Raw genomic sequence first — 17,756 nt, forward strand, 5'->3', positions numbered from 1 at the left:
CACCGGCTCCCGGGCGGGCCGGTTGCCGGGCCGGTGCCGTCAGGCTGCGCCCATGACCAGGCCCTCGATGGTGTGCTTCTGCGTGATCGGGACCAGGTTGTCGACGACCGAGCAGCTCAGGTGCTCGCGCACGACCGGCGGCAGGGCGGCGTGGTAGTCGCGGGTCACCGCCATGTCGTGCCGCTCGTCGTTGCCGGCCCCGGGCGCGTCGACGCCGAGCACCAGGACGGGGCGGGACAGGTCCGAGTGGTTGGTGGTACCCCGGTGGATGGTCAGAGCCGAGCGGGCCGAGATGTCGCCGCGCTTCGGGTACTTGCGCACCGCCCGCTCCAGGTAGCGCGGGTAGAGCTCCTTGGGCGGGAACATGCCGTGCTCGAAGGACGGCTCGTCGTCGAACTGGGTGCCGGTCGCGATCTCGAACGGCCCCATGTCCTCGGTGGTGTCCACGCCGGTGAGGTTGAACGCGAGCGAGTTGAGCACGCCGGTCTCCCGGGTCACCGGGGGCATCGGGAAGTCGCGGTGCCAGGGCTGGTCGACCGCGCCGGGGCCGGGCACGTCGAAGCCCAGTTCCACGATTTGGTACTGCGGCCCGAGCACGGCCTCGCACACCGCCACGACCCACGGGTGGGAGGCCAGGTCGACGAAGCCGCGCAGCTGCTCCGGGTGGATCTCGACGTAGTAGCGGTTCGGCCCGCGCCCGACCGCGCCGCCGGGCCGGCCCAGCGCGTCGGCCAGGGCGGTCTCCATGTCCTCGCGCATCTCGTCCGCCCACGCGACCGGGAACGCGCCCTTGCACGCCGTGATGCCGTCTCGATATATCTCGTCGTATGCCTGCATGGGCCCAGTTTGCAACGTGGCATGCAACGTTGCAAGTGATGCCTTAGGATTCGTCCGTGGGTGCGAGCCTCAAGGACGTGGCGGCCAGGGCCGGCGTGTCGATCCGGACCGTGTCGAACGTCGTCAACGACTTCCCGCTCGTCGCGCCGGAGACCCGCGTGCGCGTGCAGCGGGCCATCGACGAGCTGCAGTACCGGCCGAACGCCGCCGCGCGCAGCCTGCGCGGCGGGCGCTCCGGGCTGATCGGCCTCGTGCTGCCGGAGCTCGCCTCGCCGTACTTCGGCGAGCTCGCCGCCCTGATCACCCGGGCCGCCGAGGAGCGCTCCTGGACCGTCCTGGTCGAGCAGACCGACGGCGACCCCGAACGCGAACGGCGCCTGCTCGACGGCGGCCGGGCCCCCGGCGGCCAGGTCGTCGACGGGCTGCTGATCAGCCCCTGGGCGCTCAGCCCGGCCGACCTGCAGCGCCGCCCGGGCGGCGCGCCGGTCGTGCTGCTGGGCGAGCAGGACGCGGACGGCCTCTTCGACCGCGTGGCGATCGACAACGTCGCCGCGGCCGCCGAAGCGGCCCGGCACCTGCTGGCCACCGGCCGGCGCCGGATCGCCGTCATCGGGCTGCAGCCGCACCTGGCCAACGGCACCGCCGAGCAGCGCTACCGCGGCTTCCGCTCGGTCGTCAGCCACCCGGTGCTGGAGGAGCCGGTCGAGGCCCTGCACCGCGAGGACGGGGCGCTCGCCATGGAGCGGCTGCTCAACACCGGCGTGCCGTTCGACGCGGTGTTCTGCTTCACCGACCAGCTGGCCCTGGGCGCGCTGCGGGCGGCGGCCGGGCGCGGCCTGCGGGTGCCGAGGGACGTGGCCCTGGTCGGCTTCGACGACATCGAGGACGGCCGGTTCAGCGTGCCGTCGCTGACCACGATCGCTCCGGACAAGGCCGCGATCGCCGCCGCCGCCCTGCAGTGCCTGGCCGCCCGGCTGTCCGCGGGCGAGGCGGCGGGGCCGGCGCGCTCGGTGGTCGTAGCACATCGGCTGCTCGTGCGGGAGAGCTCGAGGTAGTTGCCGGCACCGGGAGGCGTGGCCGCGGGTCACGCCTCCCGGTCCCGTGTCCCGGTCCCGTCTCGCGGTCACGTCTCGCGGTCGCGCCGGGTGTCGCGGCGGACCTGGTCGGTGTCGGCGGTGACGCGGTCGATCCGGCCGGCCAGGGCGGGGTGGCGGTCCAGGTGCCGGCGGACCGCGGCCAGCAGGGCCGGCAGGGCGGTGGCATCGGCGTCGCCGAGGGCGTCGTGCAGGCGGCCCACGTCCGCCCCCGCGGCCGCGGGGAGATCGGTCAGCCCGCTGACCTGACCCGCGAGGCTGCGCAGGTCGGCCCGGTGGTCGTTGGCCCAGCGGGCGACGGCCCGGATGCCCGCGCGGTGGTCGCGCTCGGCCTGGACCCGGCCGTCGCGGGTGTCGCCGGCCCGGGCGCCCGTCGCGGCGCGCAGGAAGCGGCGCTCGGCGGCCTGCCGGCTGGCCACGCCCAGCGCGGGGGCGAGCTCCTGCCAGCTGACGCCGGCCCGGCGCGCTGCCGCGATCAGGTCCGGCTCGACCAGTTCCAGCTCCTGCTGGACGGCCCGGAGCAGGGCAAGGGCGTCGAGCAGGGCCGCGGGCTCGGCCTCGTCGGCCAGGGCGGCGACGGCCAGGACCGAGGTGACGGCCTCGGCGACGTCGGACCGAATCACGCGCGGCTCCTTGTCATCGTTTCCGTTGTCATCGCTACATTGTCATCGCTACGTTGTCATCGTTTCGTTGACGAAGCTGTTGTCATCGGACCGATGACATGCTACAAACAAGGTATCGCGCATTGACTCATCAGTCGAGTGCAGGAGGTGCAACATGTTGATGCGCAGCGAACCCTTCACCGAGGTCCACCGCCTCGCCCAGCAGCTGTTCGGCGCCCCGGCGACCGGGACGTGGACGCACCCGGCGGGGATGCCCGCGGACGCGTACCGCAACGGCGACGAGTTCGTGATCGTGTTCGACCTGCCGGGCGTCGACCAGGACGCCATCGACATCAGCGTCGAGCGCAACGTGCTGACCGTCCGCGCGGAGCGCCGCCCGATCGACCTCGGCGAGCACGCCCAGGCCACGCTGTCCGAGCGGCCGCTCGGCGTGTTCTCCCGGCAGATGTTCCTCGGCGACACCCTGAACACCGCGAACATCCAGGCGACCTACCACAACGGCGTCCTCGCGCTGCGCATCCCGATCACGGAACGGGCCAAGCCGCGCAAGATCACGGTCGGCGCCGGCGCCACCACCGCGCCGGACCAGAAGGTCCTCGACGCCTGAGGCTCGGCACCACCGACACAGCACGCGAAACCGCGCGGCCTCGACGAGGAGTCGTGGCCGCGCGGTTTCGGGCTTCGAACGTCAGACGGTGTTGTCGAGATCGGCCGGGGTGCCGGTGACCTTGGCGGCGGCGCGCTTGCGCGGCTTCGGGGTCGGCGTGGCCGCGGCGCTCGCCGAGTCGGTGACGGCCGGGGTGGCGGTGGTCGCCGGGGAGCTGAACAGCTCCTGCACCGTCTGGACCGCCTGGCCGGCGGTGGGGTTGGCGCGCAGGCGGCCGGTGCTGGCCACGATCTGGTCGTACTTCTCCCGCCCGGCCCGGGTGCCGAGCACATAGCCGACGGCCACTCCCGCGGCCACAGTCAGCAGACGCATGCGGTTCTCCTCCTCGTTGTGACGTTCATCCCCGCCGGCGGCGGACGGCGTACAGGATCGCCGCGAAGGTCGCCAGGCCCGCCGCGATCGCCGCCCAGGGCAGCGGCTTGCGCGCCTCGGCGGCGAAGTCGGTGTCGCGGACCTTCCGGCGCACCGAGGTCGCCGCGCTGCCCGCCTTGTCGGCCACGGTGCCCGCCGCGGCGCTGGTCTTCTCGGCCGCGGTGCTCGCGGCCGCGCCGACGCGCTCCTTGGCGGTGCCGACCGCGTCGGCCGCCGCCTGCTTGGCGTCGCCGACCGCTTCCTTGGCGCGGGCCTTGACGTCGGTCTTGGCCGCGAGCTGCTCGGCCGTATCGGCCAGTTCGGCCCGGGTCTGCGCGATCTCCGCGCGCAGCTCGTCGGGGCTCGGGTCGCTGCTCATGCCCGTCGTCCTTCCTGGACCGCGGTCTTCACCGCGTCGACATCGGCCTTCACGCCGTCGACCGCCTGCTGCGGCATCGGCGGCGTGGCCTGCTGGAACTCCTTCTTGCCCAGCAGTGCCGCGATCCCGGCCGCGGCGAACACCACGACCAGCACGACGAGCACCGCGAGCCAGAGCGGCCAGACCAGATCGAGCAGCACCACGAAGAGCGTCAGCAGCAGCCCGACGCCGAACCAGGCGAGGACCGCGGCCGCGCCGAACAGCCCGCCGCCGATCCCGGCCCGCTTGCCCTTCTCGACCAGTTCGACCTTGGCCAGCGTCAGCTCGTCGCGGACCAGCGTCGAGATCTGCTCCGCCGCCCGGCGGACCAGCTCGGCCGTCGACCCCGGATCATGCGTATCGGCCACGGCGATCACCTCCTTGAATCGCCGTCCAAGTTCCCTTGTCATTCGGCAATCAAACTTCCGAATGCGCAAGATCTACCGATCGAGCGCCAGCTCCAGCCACACGTCCTTGCCGTCGCCGGGGTGCTCGCGCACGCCCCACCGCGCGGCGAGGGCCTCCACGAGCAGCAGGCCGCGGCCGCTGTCCATGTCCGGCGGCGGCGACTTGCGGGCCACGGCCGGCGCGCCCCGCTCGTCGTGGACGGAGATGACGAGGATGTGCTCGTTGCAGTACAGGTCGATGTGCTCGACCCCGCCCGCGTGCTGCAGCGCATTGGCGGCCAGCTCGGAGATCAGCAGCTCGACGTTGTCGCACAGCCGCGGCGTGGCCGGCCGGGTCAGCACCCGGGGCAGCGCCGCGAGCACCCAGGCGCGCGCGGCCGCGGCGACCGAGACGTCGCGGCCGTCGCGGGGCCGCCAGCGCACGGCCCGCCCGGCGCGATGCTCACCGTCGCTGTCGTGCATCAGGTTCCCCCGGCAGGTCGATCGTTCCACGCGTTGAAGGGATACCCCGATATCGACGCCGCACACGCTGACCGCCTCCGGCCAAGGGGCACCGCCGGCGCCGGCACCCGAGTCCTCATGCCCAAGATGATCCCCGTCGATGGGCGTTCACAAACCCGGCGGGCGGGCGCCGCGGCCCTGCTGTGACGCGCGGTACACGCCGTGCCGCGCCCGCTGCACCCAGCCCACCGGTTCCAGGCCGGGCGCGTGGTTGGTCCAGGCGTCGAACGCGATGCCCTGGTCGGTCCCGGCCGGCAGCAGCGGCCCGAAGCGCAGCGCGCCGAACGAGCGCCAGGTGCCCCACCGGGTCGCCGCGGCGAGCGTCAGCTGGATCCCGGGCCCGGTCGCCGCCCGCACCACCTCGTCGAGGGTCCGGCCGAGGTCCGGCTCGGGCTGGGTGGCCAGGAAGATCCGGCGGCCGCCGGCGCGGTAGGCGAGCAACGTGCCGTACCGGCCGCCGAAGGTTCTTCTGGGCAGTGGCAGGTGCCGCAGCAGCGGGATCGCCGGACAGGTCGACAGGAGCAGGTCGGCCGGGCCGCCGGCGAGCTCGACCCGCACCGCCAGCCCCAGCACGTCGGGCCAGCCGGGCGGGGTCGGGGCGCCCTTCGACATCCGCACCGTCGCCGGGTGCGTGGCCGGTTCGTCGAGCAGCGCGGCACCCCATCGGTGCTCCCGCGACCCGAAGGTCACGAGCGCACCGGTGAACGTGCGGCCGCGTGGATGCAGCAGCCGCGCGCCGCGGGCGCGGGCGGCCAGCCGTACCGCCGAAATGACCATGCCGTCCCGCTACCCGTCCGGCGCCGGGACAACCAGCCGGAAGCGGGTATGGGACGGCCATGTTCGTCAGCCGCATGGTCGAGGTCGATGGGTTGCGCCTGCACGTCCGCGAGCACCGCGCGGCCGGTGCGCCCGTCTGGGTCCTGCTGCACGGCCTCGCCGTCTCGCACCGCTATCTGATGCCCACCGCCGCCGCCCTGTGCCCGGACTCGGTGCACGTGCCCGACCTGCCGGGCTTCGGCCGCTCCGGCAAGCCGCGCACGGTCTACGGCACCGAGCGGCACGCCGCCGTCGTCGCGGCCTGGATGGACCGGGAGGGCCTGCGCACGGCCCGCGTGCTCGGCAACTCGTTCGGCTGCCAGGTCGCGGTGGAACTGGCGGTACGCCGCCCCGACCTCGTTTCGGCGCTGGTCCTGGTCGGCCCGACGGTCGACCCGGCCTCGCCCACCGCGGCCGGCCTGTTCGGGCGCTGGCTGCGCGACACCGTCCACGAGCGGGCCTGGGAGATCCCGATCCTGGCCCGCGACGTGCGCGACGCCGGGCCGCGCCGCATCCTGGCCACCCTGCGCCGCAGCGTCGAGCACCGCATCGATCAGCGGCTGCCCGCGGTCGCGGCCCCGGTGCTGTTCCTGCGCGGCGAGCACGACCCGATCGCCCCGCGCGGCTGGCTGGACCGGGCCGCCGCGCTGACCCCGCGGGCGGCCGTCGCGGAGGTGCCCGGCGCCGCGCACAACGCGGTGACGACGGCGGGCGCGACCGTGGCCGCGCTCGCGTCGTCGTTCGTCGCCGCGGCCGTGCCTCAGCGCTCGGCGACCTCGTGCAGCGCCGCCTCCTCCGCGCTCGCCCCGCCCCCGGCCGAACCGGCGTCGTAGGCGATCGCGTCCTTCTCCAGGTCGGGTCCGGCGCCCTCGTCCGGTTCGACCAGCCGGCCGACCGGGCGGTCGCCGCCGCCGATGCCGGTGTCGTACATGGAGACCGGCGAGTCCAGGTTGGGCTCGACCGGCGTCAGGTCGAGCTCCGGCTGCCGCTCGATCGCGTCGACCTCGGCCGCGATCGCGTCCGGGTCGAAGCCGGTGTCGGTGACCGGCCGCACCACGACCTCCGGCTCGTCGAGGTCCGGGACCTCGCGGTCGAGCTTCACGTCGAGCGGCTCGCCGGCGACGGTCTCGTCCGGGGTCGTACCGTGATGGTCGAGCCCGAGCGGCCGATCGTCGCGGTCCAGCGGCAGGGCGGCCGGGTCGAGCCCGTCGGCGATGCGGCCGGAGCCGTCGTCGGCGCGGGCGGTGGAGTCGTCGTCCGCGGTGTCGGGCAGGCCGGCGGCCTCGGGATCCGAGACCGGGTTCGGGTAGTCGTCGGTGTGCATGCCCCGAGGGGTACCCGAACCCGGTGCCGCCAACCGGCTCAGGGCGTGAAGACGGTGCGCACGCAGCCGTCGGCCTTGTCCTTGAAGATGTCGTACCCGTGCTGGCCCTGCTCCAGCGGCATCGTGTGGGTGGCGAGGTGCTCCGTCACCAGCTCGTCGCGCGACATCCGGTCCAGCAGCATCGGGATGTACCGCTGGCCGTGCATCTGCGCCCCCCGCAGGGTCAGGCCCTTGTTCATCACGGCGCCCAGCGGGAACTTGTCCACGATGCCGGCGAACACGCCGAGGACGAAGACGTTGCCGCCCTTGCGGCAGTTGTAGATCGCCGAGCGGACCGCGGCCGAGCGGTCCGTCTGCAGCCGCAGCTGCTGCTTGACCTTGTCGTAGGCGTGCTGCGGGCCGCTCGCGTGGGACTCCATCCCGACCGCCTCGATGCAGACGTCGGGGCCGCGGCCGCCGGTGCGCTCCAGCAGCTCGGCGCTCACGTCGGTGCTGGAGTAGTCGAGGGTCTCGGCGCCGACGTGCTTGCGGGTCATCTCCAGGCGGTAGCCGTACCGGTCGATGCAGATGACCTGCTCGGCGCCGAGCAGCATGGCGGCCCGGGCGGCCATCTGCCCGACGGCGCCCGCGCCCCAGACCGCGACCACGTCGCCGGGCTTGACGCCGCCGAGGTCGGCGCCCATCCAGCCGGTCGCGGCGGAGTCGGAGGCGAACAGGGCCCGCTCGTCGCTGACGCCGTCCGGGACGGTGAACGCGCCGACGTCGGCGAAGGGCACCCGGACGTACTCGGCGTGGCTGCCGGCGAAGCCGCCCATCGCGTGGGAGTAGCCGAAGCAGCCGCCGGGCGCCGCGCCCCACATCGCCTCGGTGATCGCGGGGTTGGTGTTGCCGTTGTCGCACAGCGAGTACTCCTCGCGCCGGCAGTACCAGCACTGCCCGCACGAGATGAACGAGGACACCACGACCCGGTCGCCGACCGCGTGGTTGCGCACGCCCGGGCCGACCTCGACGACGTCGCCCAGGAACTCGTGGCCGAGGACGTCGCCGTTGCGCATGAACGGGATGTACCCGCCGAGCAGGTGCAGGTCCGAGCCGCAGGTCACGGTCCGGCGGACCCGCACGATGACGTCGCCGCTGTTGCGGATCCGCGGGTCCGGCACCCGCTCCAGGGCGACCTTGTTGACGCCGGTCCAGCACAACGCCTTCACAGCCGGCCCTCCTCGCGCCCGTGCCGCGTGGCGTGGGCCAGCGGCGCCCCGGTCAGCGTCGGTTTCGTGGTCGGCGGCGAGTCCGGCCGCAGCACCTCGCCGACCTCGGCCAGCGAGCGCATCTCGCGCAGCGCGGCCCGCAGGTGCCGGACGCGCTCGGGATCGGCGCCGGGGGCGACGCGCGCCGCGACCTCGGTGCCCTTGTCGCCGGGGGCCGGGCGGATGCGGACCTCGACCGGGAAGCCGAGCGTGTCCAGCGGCGCGGGCAGCGGGTCGAGCGTCTCCGGCGAGCAGTTGACGGTGACGCTGTGCCAGCGGTCGGGCCGAGCGGCGGCGCGCCGGCGGCGGGCCACGACGGCGGTGGCCGTACCCGCCGCCACGGTCGCGCCGGCGGTCAGCACCAGGAGGGATTTGCGCATAGCGAAGCCGGTACCCGCCGGCCGTCCCCCGACACATGCGACCCGGTTTGCTTGCCTTGTCCGGCTGCGGGTAGACGGCGACCTATCCCCAGCCATGGAGGTCAAGATGGCAGAACACGCATACGAAGACGGCGGCGGTGAGCAGGCCGGCGCGGCGATGGACACGGCCGGCTCGGCCGTGCGCGACACCGCGGGCACGGCCGAGGCGGCCATGACGGAGCATGCCAAGGCGCCGCGGGTGCCCAACCACCCGCTGACCGAGGCGACGCAGCCGGTGCCGGACGTGCCGGCCGCGACCGAGCCGGAGACGCCGCAGTCGGTGGGCGCGACCGAGCGGTACCACGGTTCGCCGGCGGCCGGTGGGGTCGGGCTCGACAATGAGCCGATCCCCGCTGAGACGGACCCGGACGAGGACTGATCAGCGCCCGGCCGACGGCAGCATCGCCCTGACCGCGTCGTAGGACCATTCGACGAGCATCAGGGTGGCGTCGTCGGCCGGGGGGCCGTCGTAGCGGGACAGCGCCGCGTGGCACAACCGGCGCAGGGTCTCCGGCGCGGGCAGCCGCCCCGCGTCGCGCTCGGCCAGCTCGGCCAGGTGGTCGGCGCCGAAATGGGCACCGTCGCGCCCGCGGGCCTCGGTGATGCCGTCGGTGTACAGCAGGATGCGATCGCCCCGCTCCAGCACCGCCTCGCCGACCGGCTGGTGCCAGTCGTCCAGGCCGAGCGGCATCCGACGGCCGGCGTCGAGGGCGCCGACGACCCGGCCTGCGCGCAGCAGGAGCGGGAAGGGATGGCCGGCGTTGATGTACCGCAGCCGCCCGTCCTCGAGATCGAGCTGGGCCAGCACCGCGGTGGTGAAGCGCAGCTCCGGCAGGTAGGCCTCCAGCGCGCGGTCGGCCGCCCGGGCCATCGCCTCGAGGTCGTCGCCGGCGCGGCGGGCGGCCCGGATCGCCGACATGACGACCGCGGTGCCGAGCCCGGCGCGCATCTCGTGGCCGGCGGTGTCGAAGATCGCGAAGTACAGCGTGGAGTCGTCGGAGGCGTAGTCGAAGCCGTCGCCGCCGACCTCGTAGCACGGCTCCAGGATCGCCGAGACCACCGCGCGGTGCGAGACGAACGTCAGCGGCGGCACCAGGCGCCAGAGCAGCTCCGAGGCCTCCGACATGCGCCGGGCCCGGCGGACCTTGAGCAGGGCGTCGCCGTACGGCACCTTGGTCGCGATCAGATGCCCGACGAGCTGCCCGAACAGGTCGCAACCGGACAGGAACCCGGCATCGGCCAGCCGGTCGTCGCCGACGATCTCCAGCACGCCGAGCCGCTCGGTGCCGTCGAGCAGCGGCAGCCACAGCCGGTCCTGCTCCACCGCCTGCTCCACCGTCATGAACACCCGGCCGGCCAGGGAGTCCTCGACGGCGAGCGGCTTCGGTGTGGCCACACCGGCCCGCGGTACCGGCCGCAGGTTGCGTTGTTCCTGGTCGACCAGGTGGATGGTGACGTCCAGCCCCAGCGGCGCGGCGGCCGCGGCGACCTCGTCGGCCAGCTCGTCGGGCTGGGCCAGCCGGCTGCGCTGGAGCAGGTCGGCCACCGCGGCCCGCCACGGCCACGGATCGTCGGCTGCGTTCACGAGATCTCCCCACGTCGGTACGCCACCACCACCATCTCGCACATCCGGGCCGACCGCCTGCCGTCCGGCCCGGATAAGCTCGGAGTCGTGCGATCCTCATTCATCGGCAACCCCGCCGGCGGCAACCCCGCCGACCAGGTCACGGTGCATGTGCTCGGCGGCGACCCGCTCGTCGTCTGCGTCGCCGGACGGCTGCTGTTCGACACGCTGAGCCCGCTCACCGAGGCCCTGGCCGAGCTCGACCCGGCCGAGCACCCGCGGCTCGTGCTGGACCTCGGCCAGGTGCCGATGTGCGACTCGAGCGCGCTGAACCTCATGGTCCGCACCCGGGCGGCGCTGCTCGACGCGGGCGGCTGGTTGCGGCTGGCGGCCGTGCAGCCGATGGTCGGCAGCGTCCTCAAGCTCACCAACCTGAGCTGGATCCTGCCGAGCTTTCGCACCGCCGAGGAAGCCGCCGCGCATACCTGAACCACCCCCGGGTAAGGATGCGGCATGACGGAACCCGAGCCTGAACCCGCGCCGGACGACGAGCCGGCCCCCGACGACGGCCGGCGGCCCGACGACGAGGACGTCACGACCGATCCGGGCGCGGGCGAGCCGCCGGACTGAGCCGCCGCGCGGCCAGCTCCGCGAGCAGCGTCGCGCCGTCCAGCAGCACGCTGTCGTCGAAGCGGGCCCGCGGCGAGTGGTTGTTCGGCAGGCCGCGGTGGTCGTCGGCCACGGCGGCGCCGAGGAAGCAGTACGCGCCCGGGACCCGCTCCAGCACCCGGCTGAAGTCCTCGGAGCCGGGATCGGGGTGCTCCATGGCGGTGAACCGTTCGGCCCCGAACAGCTCGCTTGCCGTCGCCGCGACGAAGTCGTACTCGCGCGGGTCGTTGACCGTCACGGGGTACTCCGGCACGAACCGCACCTCGGCCCGCAGCCCGTGCGCATCCGCGATCCGCTCGCACAACCGCACCGACTCGCGCGCGATGCGCTCCCCGGCCGCGGCGCTGAACGTGCGCACCGTCGCCTCGAACACCGCCTCGTCCGGAATGATGTTGCGCAGGGTGCCCGCGTGGAACGCGCCGACGGTGACGACGACCGGCTCGAACGGGCTGTACCGGCGACTGACCATGGTCTGCAGCGCGGTCACCATCTCGCACGCGGCCGGGATCGGGTCGGCGGCGTCGTGCGGGGCCGAACCGTGCCCGCCCGCCCCGATGACCCGCACGAACAGCCCGGCCGAGGCCGACATCAGCGGGCCCGGCCGCGCCGCGACCACCCCGCGGGGGAAGTCGGTCGCCAGCACGTGCAGCCCATAGGCGGCCGTCGCGGGCCGACCGGCCGCGTCCAGCACGCCCTCCTCGATCATCAAACCCGCGCCGTTGTACCCCTCTTCGCCCGGCTGGAACATGAAGACCACGTCGCCGGCGAGGTCGGCCCGGCGCTCGGCGAGCAGATGCGCGGCCCCGACCAGCCCGGCCGTGTGCAGGTCGTGCCCGCAGGCGTGCATGGCCCCCGGGATCTCGCTGCGGTACTCCACATCGGCGAGCTCGGTCACCGGCAGCGCGTCCATGTCGCCGCGCAGCAGCACGACGGGCCCGCTCCGCGCACCGCGCAGCACCGCGGTCACCGACGACAGGCCCCGCCCGGTGCTGACCTCCAGCGGCAGCCCGTCCAGCGCGGCGAGGACCAGCGCCTGCGTCCGCGGCAGGTCGAGCCCGATCTCCGGCTGGCGGTGCAGGGCCCGCCGCAGATCGACGAGCTCGCGAAACAGTTCCGGCCTGATCGTTTCCGGCGCCCCGGCGGGTGGTATGGCAGTCACGTGCGACAGTATCGGCTGGATCAGCGTCAGGCGCCCCTGCTGCAGGCCCTCGAGGAGTACCACCGCCGCGACCGCTACGGATTCACGCCGCCCGGGCACCGGCAGGGCCGCGGCGCCGATCCGCGGGCGCGGGCGATCCTGGGCGCCGACACCTACCGCGCCGACGTGCTCGCCTCCGCCGGGCTCGACGACCGCAAGTCGTCCAACGGGTACCTGTCGCACGCCGAGGAGCTCATGGCCGACGCGGTCGGGGCGGAGCAGGCGTTCTTCGCCACCGCCGGCAGCTCCCTGTCGGTCAAGGCGGCGATGCTGGCCGTGGCCGGCGGGCAGGGGCAGCTGCTGCTCAGCCGGGACGCGCACAAGTCGGTCGTGGCCGGGCTGATCTTCGCCGGGGTCGAGCCGCGCTGGATCCCGGTGCGCTACGACCGGGACCTGCACCTGGCCCATCCGCCGTCGCCGGAGCAGTTCGAGGAGGCCTGGGACCGCTGCCCCGACGCGTCCGGGGCGCTGGTGGTGAGCCCGACGCCGTACGGCACCTGCGCCGACATCGAGCGGCTGGCCGAGATCTGCCACCGGCGCGGCAAACCGCTCATCGTCGACGAGGCGTGGGGCGCGCACCTGCCGTTCCACGACGCCCTGCCGACCTGGGCCATGGACGCCGGCGCCGACGTCTGCGTGGTCAGCGTGCACAAGATGGGCACCGGCTTCGAGCAGGGCTCGGTGTTCCACACCCAGGGCGGCCTGGTCGACCCCGACCACCTCTCGGCCTGCGCTGACCTGCTCATGACGACCAGCCCGAACGTCATCGTCTACGCCGGCATCGACGCCTGGCGCCGCCAGATGGCCGAGCACGGCGAGCGGCTGCTGTCCGCCGCGCTCACCCTGACCGCGACGGTCCGCGAGCGCCTGGGCGAGCTCGACGGGGTGCGCGTGCTGCACGACGAGCTGCTGGCCAAGGAGGCCAGCCACGACCTCGACCCGATGCACGTGCTCATGGACGTCAGCGACCTGGGCATCACCGGCTACCAGGCGGCCGACTGGGTGCGCGAGCAGTGCCGCCTCGACCTGGGCCTGTCCGACCACCGCCGGATCGAGGCGACGCTGTCCCTGGCCGACGACGAGGCGAGCGCGGACCGGCTGCTCGCGGCGGTGACCGGCCTGGTCGCGGCGGCCCCGGCGCTGCCGCGGGCCACGCCGGTCGCGCTGCCCTCGCCGGAGCAGTTCGAGCCCGAACCGGTGGTGCTGCCCCGCGACGCGTTCTTCGGCCCGGCCGAGCAGGTGCCGGCCGCCCGCGCGGTGGGACGGGTGTGCGCGGAGCAGCTCACGCCGTACCCGCCGGGCATTCCCGCCCTGATCCCGGGCGAGCGGATCACCGCCGAGCTCGTCGACTACCTGCGCTCGGGCCTGGCCGCTGGCATGGTCGTCCCGGACGCCACGGACGCCACGCTCGACAGCTTCCGCGTCGTGGCATGAGCGAACCGATCACCGTCGTGGGCCAGCTCGCCCGCGACCTCGTGCTCGTCCTGGACGGCGACCTGCCCCCGACCGGCTCGTCCGGACGGGTCCGGGAGCGCCGCGAACAGCTCGGCGGCAAGGGCGCCAACCAGGCCGTCGCGCTCGCCCAGCTCGGCGCGCGGCCCCTGCTCGTCGCGGTCGCCGGGGACGACGCGGCCGGCGACGCGCTGCTCGCCCAGGCCCGGACGGACGGCATCGACGTGAGCGCCGTGGTACGCCGCGCGGGCGTCCCGACGGGCCTGATCGTGGAGCTGCTGCGGGAGCGGAACCGGTGGCGCTACCTGGAGCACCTGCCCGACGAGGTGCAGCTGAGCGCGGCCGACATCGCCGCCGCCGATCGCGCTTTCGCGGGGGCCGCGGCGGTGCTGGTACAGCTGCAGCAGCCGGAAGCCGCCGCGCTGGCCGCCGCCCGCCGGGCCCGTGACGCCGGCGCGCTCGTGGTGCTCGACGGCGCTCCCCCACCGGCGATCCGCGCCGAGATCCTCGCGCTCGCCGACGTCGTGCGCGCCGACGCGCAGGAAACGCGGCTGCTGACCGGCAAGCCCGGCGACGACCCGGCGGCCGCGCTCGCCCTGCTGGAGCGGGGGCCGCGGGTGGTGGCGCTCGCCTTCGACGAGGGCAACCGGTTCGCGTGGCGCGGCCCCGGCCCGGACACCGAGACGCTCACCCTGCCGCTCGGCGACACCGCGGTCGTGGACACCACCGGCGGCGGCGACGCGTTCATCGCCGCGCTGACGGTGGCGCTGCTGCGCGGCGACCCGGTGCCCGAAGCGGCCCGGCTGGCCGTCGCCGCCTCCGGTGCGACCGTCGGGCACGTAAGCGGCCGGCCGGACCTGCGGGGTCTTGCGTGAGCTTCCCGGTCGAGCCGTGGTCGGTGACGGAGCTCGTGTTCGACCCGTCGGCGCTGGACGAGCGGGAGTCCGTGTTCGCGCTCGGCAACGGGCGGATCGGGGTGCGCGGCTCGGTCGACGAGGGCGACCCGTGCGGGCTGCCGGCGACCTACCTCGCCGGGCTGTTCGAGGAGCGCGACCTGCACTACCCGGAGGGCGCGTACGGACAACCCGCGACCAGCCAGACCGTGGTGAGCGCGCCCGACCCGACGCCGGTGCGGCTGTTCGCCGACGGCCAGCCGCTCACCGCGCGCGACGGGCGGCTGCGGCACCACCGGCGGCGGCTCGACCTGCGCGCCGGCACCCTGCACCGGGTGGCCGAGTGGGCGCTGCCGCGGGCGACGCTGCGCCTGGAGAGCACGCGGCTGGTGTCGTTCGCCCAGCCGGACGTCGTCGCCACCCGCCATGTGCTCACCGCGACCGGCGGCGACGTGCGGGTTCATGTGCACGCGGAGACGTGCGCGAACCACGAGCGGCCGGCCGACCCCGGCGACCCGCGCGCCGCGACCGTGCTGCCCCGCCCGCTGCGCGGCGAACTGCACGAGGCGGGCGACGGCATCGGCGTGCTGGTCCACCGGACGCACCGCAGCCTGCGCCGGGTCGGCGTCGCGGTGGCGTTCGACACGGGCGTGGCCTGGGAGACCGCGCCGGACCTGCTGCGGGCGAGCATCACCGCCGTCGTGCGGCCCGGGAAACCGCTCGCGTTCACCAGGTTCGCGGCGCTCACGTGCGCGAGCGAGCAGCCGGTACCGCACGTGCGGGCCCACGTCCGCGCGGCGGCGGCAACCGCGCGGTCGACCGGCTGGGATTCGCTCGCCGAGGCGCAGCGGGCGTACCTCGACGCGTACTGGCGGGACGCCGACGTCGAGGTGGGCGGGGATCCGGCGCTGCAGCAGTCGGTACGGTTCGGGCTGTTCCACGTCCTGCAGGCGGCCGCGCACACCGGCGTCGGGCCGATCCCGGCGAAGGGACTGACCGGCAACGGCTACGACGGGCACATCATGTGGGACACCGAGAGCTACGTGTTGCCGGTGCTCACGTACCTGCGCCCGGACGCCGCCCGCGACGCGCTGCTGTGGCGGCACCGCACGCTGCCCGCCGCCGTCGACCGGGCCCGCCAGCTGCACTTCGACGGCGCCGCGTTCCCGTGGCGGACGATCGACGGCCGGGAGTGCTCCGGGTACTTCCCGGCCGGCGCCGCCGCGCTGCACGTCAACGCCGACATCGCCGACGCCGTCCGCCGCTACCGCCAGGCCACCGGCGACGAGGCGTTCATGCGCGCGGCCGGCGCCGAACTGCTCACCGAAACCGCGCGGCTGTGGCTGTCCGCCGGCCACTTCGACGACCGCGGGGCATTCCACATCGACGGTGTCACCGGCCCGGACGAGTACTCCGCGCTCGGCAACGACAACGTCTACACGAACCTGATGGCCGCCCGGAACCTGCGGGCGGCCGCCGAACACGCCACCGGCGACGAGGCGCAGCGGTGGCTGGACGCCGCGGCGAGCGTGCACCTGCCGTTCGACGCCAAGCGCGGCGTGCACCAGCAGCACGCCGGGTTCACCAAGCTCGCCGAGTGGGACTTCGCCGGCACCGCCCGCGACCGGTACCCGCTGCTGCTGCACCACCCGTACCTGCAGCTGTACCGCAAGCAGGTGGTCAAGCAGGCCGACCTCGTGCTGGCCATGCAGCGCGACCCCGACGCGTTCACCGGCGAGCAGAAGGCCCGCAACTTCGCCTACTACGAGCGGCGCACGGTGCGCGACTCGTCGCTGTCGGCCGCGCCCCAGGCGGTCATCGCGGCCGAGGTCGGGCACCTGGAGCGGGCCTACGCGTACCTGATGGAGTCGGCGCGGCAGGATCTGCACAACGTCGACGACAAGTCGCGCAACGGGCTGCACATGGCGTCCCTGGCCGGGGTGTGGACCGTGCTGGTCGCCGGGTTCGGCGGGTTCCGGGACGGGCGCGGACGACTGGACTTCGCGCCGCGGCTCCCCCGGCAGATCCCGCACCTCGCGTTCACGCTCATCGTGCGCGGCATCCGGTTGCGCGTGCGCGTCACGCACGTCGACGCGACGTACAGCGTGGATCGGCAGGCCCTCGACGTGCACCATCACGGGGCCGCGACGACCGTGGCGGCGGGCCGGCCGCAGAAGCTGCCGATCCCGCCGCCACCGCCCGTCGAGGCGTTGCCCGAGCCGCCGAAACCTATCGCGCGGGGTGCGGGTCCTTCTTGAACTTCTTGAGCTTGCGGTCGTCGCGCAGCTCCACGTACGGCTCGTCGGTCTCGTCGTGCCCGGCCTGGATGGCCCGGCTGCGCTGCAGTTCCGCGTCGAACTCGGCGCCGAGCAGGATCGCGATGTTGCTGATCCACAGCCAGACGAGGAACACGATGACCGCGGCGAGGCTGCCGTAGGTCTTGTTGTACGAGCCGAAGTTGGCCACGTAGAAGCCGAAGCCGGCCGAGGCGACGAGCCAGATCACGACCGCGATCAGGCTGCCCGGGCTGACCCAGCGGAAGCCGCCGTGCTTGGCGTTCGGCGACGCCCAGTACAGGATCGCGAACAGCAGCGCCACGATCGCCACCAGCACCGGCCACTTCACGATGTTCCACGTCGTCACGGCGGCCCCACCGGCCCCGATCCAGCGGCCCGCGGTCTCGGCGACCGGGCCGGTGAAGACCACCAGCAGCGCCGCGACGGTGAGCAGGATGCCGGTGACGAGCGTGACGCCGAGCCGGATCGGCAGCGTCTTCCACACCGGGCGCCCCTCGGGCACGTCGTAGATCGCGTTGGAGGCCTGCATGAACGCGCCCACGTACCCGGAGGCCGACCACAGCGCGCCGGCGATGCTGACCACGGCGAGCAGCCCGGCCGTGGCCTGCTGCCCGTTCTGCAGGTTGTCCGCCGCGTCGCCGAGGATCGCGCCGGCCGAGCCGGGCGCGACGTCGCCGATGTTGTCGATGACCCGCTGCACCGTGTCCCGCCCGAACAGCCGCAGCACGGTGACGAGTAGCAGGATGCCGGGGAAGATGGACAGCACGCCGTAGTACGTCAGCGCCGCCGCCCACACCGTGATGTTGTCGTCGCCGAATTCCTTCACGGTGCGCTTGAGCACCTGCATGTATGAGTGCTTGGGCAGCTCGCCGAGCTGGTCCGGCCCGTCGTCCGCGGTCGGCTTCTGCGGCTGCGGTGGCGGCTCGTCGGCGGCCGTGCGCCCCTGTTCCCGTGCTTCGGTGTTCTCGGACATGTGGAA

General features: G+C 74.1%; 21 protein-coding genes. 8 read left to right on the plus strand and 13 right to left on the minus strand.

Annotated elements, in window-relative coordinates; translation table 11 throughout:
• Nucleotides 1-39: 39 nt before the first annotated feature.
• Nucleotides 40-837 (minus strand): phytanoyl-CoA dioxygenase family protein, encoded by a 798-nt coding sequence (locus tag ACQP00_RS30205; protein ID WP_433201245.1) that lies wholly within the window; start codon nucleotides 835-837, stop codon nucleotides 40-42.
• Nucleotides 838-893: 56 nt separating this feature from the next.
• Here ACQP00_RS30205 and ACQP00_RS30210 point away from each other — a divergent pair, with 56 nt between their 5' ends.
• On the plus strand, nucleotides 894-1,892 hold the full coding sequence (locus ACQP00_RS30210) for a LacI family DNA-binding transcriptional regulator (RefSeq protein WP_433201248.1): 999 nt from the start codon (nucleotides 894-896) through the stop codon (nucleotides 1,890-1,892).
• 68 nt (nucleotides 1,893-1,960) lie between these two features.
• Here the strand turns inward: ACQP00_RS30210 and ACQP00_RS30215 are convergent, their stop codons facing one another.
• Nucleotides 1,961-2,554, minus strand: coding sequence for a hypothetical protein (locus ACQP00_RS30215; RefSeq protein ID WP_433201251.1), 594 nt, complete (start codon nucleotides 2,552-2,554; stop codon nucleotides 1,961-1,963).
• Nucleotides 2,555-2,708: 154 nt separating this feature from the next.
• Between ACQP00_RS30215 and ACQP00_RS30220 the strand changes: the two genes are divergently transcribed.
• Nucleotides 2,709-3,161: an Hsp20/alpha crystallin family protein gene (locus ACQP00_RS30220; RefSeq protein WP_433201254.1), complete on the plus strand. Its 453-nt coding sequence runs from the start codon at nucleotides 2,709-2,711 to the stop codon at nucleotides 3,159-3,161.
• An 81-nt stretch (nucleotides 3,162-3,242) separates the two neighbouring features.
• Here ACQP00_RS30220 and ACQP00_RS30225 read toward each other — a convergent pair whose 3' ends face one another.
• The 5 genes from ACQP00_RS30225 to ACQP00_RS30245 form a co-directional block, all read right to left on the minus strand.
• Nucleotides 3,243-3,533, minus strand: a complete 291-nt coding sequence (locus ACQP00_RS30225; RefSeq protein ID WP_433201257.1) for a hypothetical protein — start codon at nucleotides 3,531-3,533, stop codon at nucleotides 3,243-3,245.
• A gap of 25 nt (nucleotides 3,534-3,558) precedes the next feature.
• Nucleotides 3,559-3,951 carry a DUF3618 domain-containing protein gene (locus ACQP00_RS30230; RefSeq protein ID WP_433201260.1) on the minus strand — a complete coding sequence of 131 codons (393 nt, stop codon included), beginning with the start codon at nucleotides 3,949-3,951 and terminating at the stop codon, nucleotides 3,559-3,561.
• Entirely contained in the window at nucleotides 3,948-4,358 is a 411-nt protein-coding gene (locus ACQP00_RS30235) for a phage holin family protein (RefSeq protein WP_433201263.1), read from the minus strand. Before ACQP00_RS30235 ends, ACQP00_RS30230 begins: the two co-directional genes overlap by 4 nt.
• Before the next feature lie 72 nt (nucleotides 4,359-4,430).
• Nucleotides 4,431-4,889, minus strand: a complete 459-nt coding sequence (locus tag ACQP00_RS30240) for an ATP-binding protein (protein ID WP_433201266.1) — start codon at nucleotides 4,887-4,889, stop codon at nucleotides 4,431-4,433.
• 117 nt (nucleotides 4,890-5,006) lie between these two features.
• Entirely contained in the window at nucleotides 5,007-5,675 is a 669-nt protein-coding gene (locus ACQP00_RS30245; RefSeq protein ID WP_433201269.1) for a phosphodiesterase, read from the minus strand.
• A 59-nt stretch (nucleotides 5,676-5,734) separates the two neighbouring features.
• Here ACQP00_RS30245 and ACQP00_RS30250 point away from each other — a divergent pair, with 59 nt between their 5' ends.
• Entirely contained in the window at nucleotides 5,735-6,547 is an 813-nt protein-coding gene (locus tag ACQP00_RS30250; protein WP_433201272.1) for an alpha/beta fold hydrolase, read from the plus strand.
• Here the strand turns inward: ACQP00_RS30250 and ACQP00_RS30255 are convergent.
• Genes ACQP00_RS30255 through ACQP00_RS30265 form a run of 3 tightly spaced genes read right to left on the minus strand, consistent with a single transcriptional unit; the run spans nucleotide 6,475 to nucleotide 8,665 of the window.
• Entirely contained in the window at nucleotides 6,475-7,038 is a 564-nt protein-coding gene (locus ACQP00_RS30255; RefSeq protein ID WP_433201275.1) for a DUF5709 domain-containing protein, read from the minus strand. The genes ACQP00_RS30250 and ACQP00_RS30255 overlap by 73 nt on opposite strands.
• 38 nt (nucleotides 7,039-7,076) lie before the next feature.
• Nucleotides 7,077-8,246 (minus strand): zinc-dependent alcohol dehydrogenase, encoded by a 1,170-nt coding sequence (locus tag ACQP00_RS30260; protein ID WP_433201278.1) that lies wholly within the window; start codon nucleotides 8,244-8,246, stop codon nucleotides 7,077-7,079.
• On the minus strand, nucleotides 8,243-8,665 hold the full coding sequence (locus tag ACQP00_RS30265) for a hypothetical protein (RefSeq protein WP_433201281.1): 423 nt from the start codon (nucleotides 8,663-8,665) through the stop codon (nucleotides 8,243-8,245). The genes ACQP00_RS30260 and ACQP00_RS30265 overlap by 4 nt, the downstream gene beginning before the upstream one ends.
• Before the next feature lie 106 nt (nucleotides 8,666-8,771).
• Here ACQP00_RS30265 and ACQP00_RS30270 point away from each other — a divergent pair, with 106 nt between their 5' ends.
• Nucleotides 8,772-9,083, plus strand: a complete 312-nt coding sequence (locus tag ACQP00_RS30270; protein ID WP_433201284.1) for a hypothetical protein — start codon at nucleotides 8,772-8,774, stop codon at nucleotides 9,081-9,083.
• Here ACQP00_RS30270 and ACQP00_RS30275 read toward each other — a convergent pair whose 3' ends face one another.
• The gene (locus tag ACQP00_RS30275) at nucleotides 9,084-10,289 is read right to left on the minus strand and encodes a PP2C family protein-serine/threonine phosphatase (RefSeq protein WP_433201287.1); all 1,206 of its coding nucleotides are present in this window, start codon (nucleotides 10,287-10,289) and stop codon (nucleotides 9,084-9,086) included.
• Nucleotides 10,290-10,376: 87 nt separating this feature from the next.
• Here ACQP00_RS30275 and ACQP00_RS30280 point away from each other — a divergent pair, with 87 nt between their 5' ends.
• The gene (locus ACQP00_RS30280; protein ID WP_433201290.1) at nucleotides 10,377-10,757 is read left to right on the plus strand and encodes an STAS domain-containing protein; all 381 of its coding nucleotides are present in this window, start codon (nucleotides 10,377-10,379) and stop codon (nucleotides 10,755-10,757) included.
• A 103-nt stretch (nucleotides 10,758-10,860) separates the two neighbouring features.
• Here ACQP00_RS30280 and ACQP00_RS30285 read toward each other — a convergent pair whose 3' ends face one another.
• Nucleotides 10,861-12,096: a M20 metallopeptidase family protein gene (locus ACQP00_RS30285; protein ID WP_433201292.1), complete on the minus strand. Its 1,236-nt coding sequence runs from the start codon at nucleotides 12,094-12,096 to the stop codon at nucleotides 10,861-10,863.
• Between ACQP00_RS30285 and ACQP00_RS30290 the strand changes: the two genes are divergently transcribed.
• From ACQP00_RS30290 to ACQP00_RS30300, 3 genes are read left to right on the plus strand one after another with little or no spacing between them, the layout of a single operon-like run.
• A complete protein-coding gene (locus ACQP00_RS30290) occupies nucleotides 12,097-13,569 on the plus strand; it encodes an aminotransferase class I/II-fold pyridoxal phosphate-dependent enzyme (protein ID WP_433201295.1) in 1,473 nt (490 codons plus the stop codon).
• Nucleotides 13,566-14,462 carry a PfkB family carbohydrate kinase gene (locus tag ACQP00_RS30295; protein WP_433201298.1) on the plus strand — a complete coding sequence of 299 codons (897 nt, stop codon included), beginning with the start codon at nucleotides 13,566-13,568 and terminating at the stop codon, nucleotides 14,460-14,462. The genes ACQP00_RS30290 and ACQP00_RS30295 overlap by 4 nt, the downstream gene beginning before the upstream one ends.
• The gene (locus ACQP00_RS30300; RefSeq protein WP_433201301.1) at nucleotides 14,459-16,738 is read left to right on the plus strand and encodes a glycoside hydrolase family 65 protein; all 2,280 of its coding nucleotides are present in this window, start codon (nucleotides 14,459-14,461) and stop codon (nucleotides 16,736-16,738) included. Before ACQP00_RS30295 ends, ACQP00_RS30300 begins: the two co-directional genes overlap by 4 nt.
• Here the strand turns inward: ACQP00_RS30300 and ACQP00_RS30305 are convergent.
• Nucleotides 16,710-17,750, minus strand: coding sequence for a YihY/virulence factor BrkB family protein (locus tag ACQP00_RS30305; RefSeq protein WP_433201304.1), 1,041 nt, complete (start codon nucleotides 17,748-17,750; stop codon nucleotides 16,710-16,712). The two genes, ACQP00_RS30300 and ACQP00_RS30305, sit on opposite strands and share 29 nt — an antisense overlap.
• Nucleotides 17,751-17,756 lie beyond the last annotated feature (6 nt).

It is taken from the genome of Dactylosporangium sp. CS-047395 (assembly GCF_050942185.1).
Taxonomy (GTDB): domain Bacteria; phylum Actinomycetota; class Actinomycetes; order Mycobacteriales; family Micromonosporaceae; genus Dactylosporangium.

Bases quoted from the DNA above. Each gene is read 5' to 3' on its own strand.
- ACQP00_RS30205 (WP_433201245.1), bottom strand. From the start codon at position 837: ATGCAGGCATACGACGAGATATATCGAGACGGCATCACGGCGTGCAAG.
- ACQP00_RS30220 (WP_433201254.1), top strand. From the start codon at position 2,709: ATGTTGATGCGCAGCGAACCCTTCACCGAGGTCCACCGCCTCGCCCAG.
- ACQP00_RS30225 (WP_433201257.1), bottom strand. From the start codon at position 3,533: ATGCGTCTGCTGACTGTGGCCGCGGGAGTGGCCGTCGGCTATGTGCTC.
- ACQP00_RS30230 (WP_433201260.1), bottom strand. From the start codon at position 3,951: ATGAGCAGCGACCCGAGCCCCGACGAGCTGCGCGCGGAGATCGCGCAG.
- ACQP00_RS30245 (WP_433201269.1), bottom strand. From the start codon at position 5,675: ATGGTCATTTCGGCGGTACGGCTGGCCGCCCGCGCCCGCGGCGCGCGG.
- ACQP00_RS30250 (WP_433201272.1), top strand. From the start codon at position 5,735: ATGTTCGTCAGCCGCATGGTCGAGGTCGATGGGTTGCGCCTGCACGTC.
- ACQP00_RS30255 (WP_433201275.1), bottom strand. From the start codon at position 7,038: ATGCACACCGACGACTACCCGAACCCGGTCTCGGATCCCGAGGCCGCC.
- ACQP00_RS30265 (WP_433201281.1), bottom strand. From the start codon at position 8,665: ATGCGCAAATCCCTCCTGGTGCTGACCGCCGGCGCGACCGTGGCGGCG.
- ACQP00_RS30270 (WP_433201284.1), top strand. From the start codon at position 8,772: ATGGCAGAACACGCATACGAAGACGGCGGCGGTGAGCAGGCCGGCGCG.
- ACQP00_RS30295 (WP_433201298.1), top strand. From the start codon at position 13,566: ATGAGCGAACCGATCACCGTCGTGGGCCAGCTCGCCCGCGACCTCGTG.
- ACQP00_RS30305 (WP_433201304.1), bottom strand. From the start codon at position 17,750: ATGTCCGAGAACACCGAAGCACGGGAACAGGGGCGCACGGCCGCCGAC.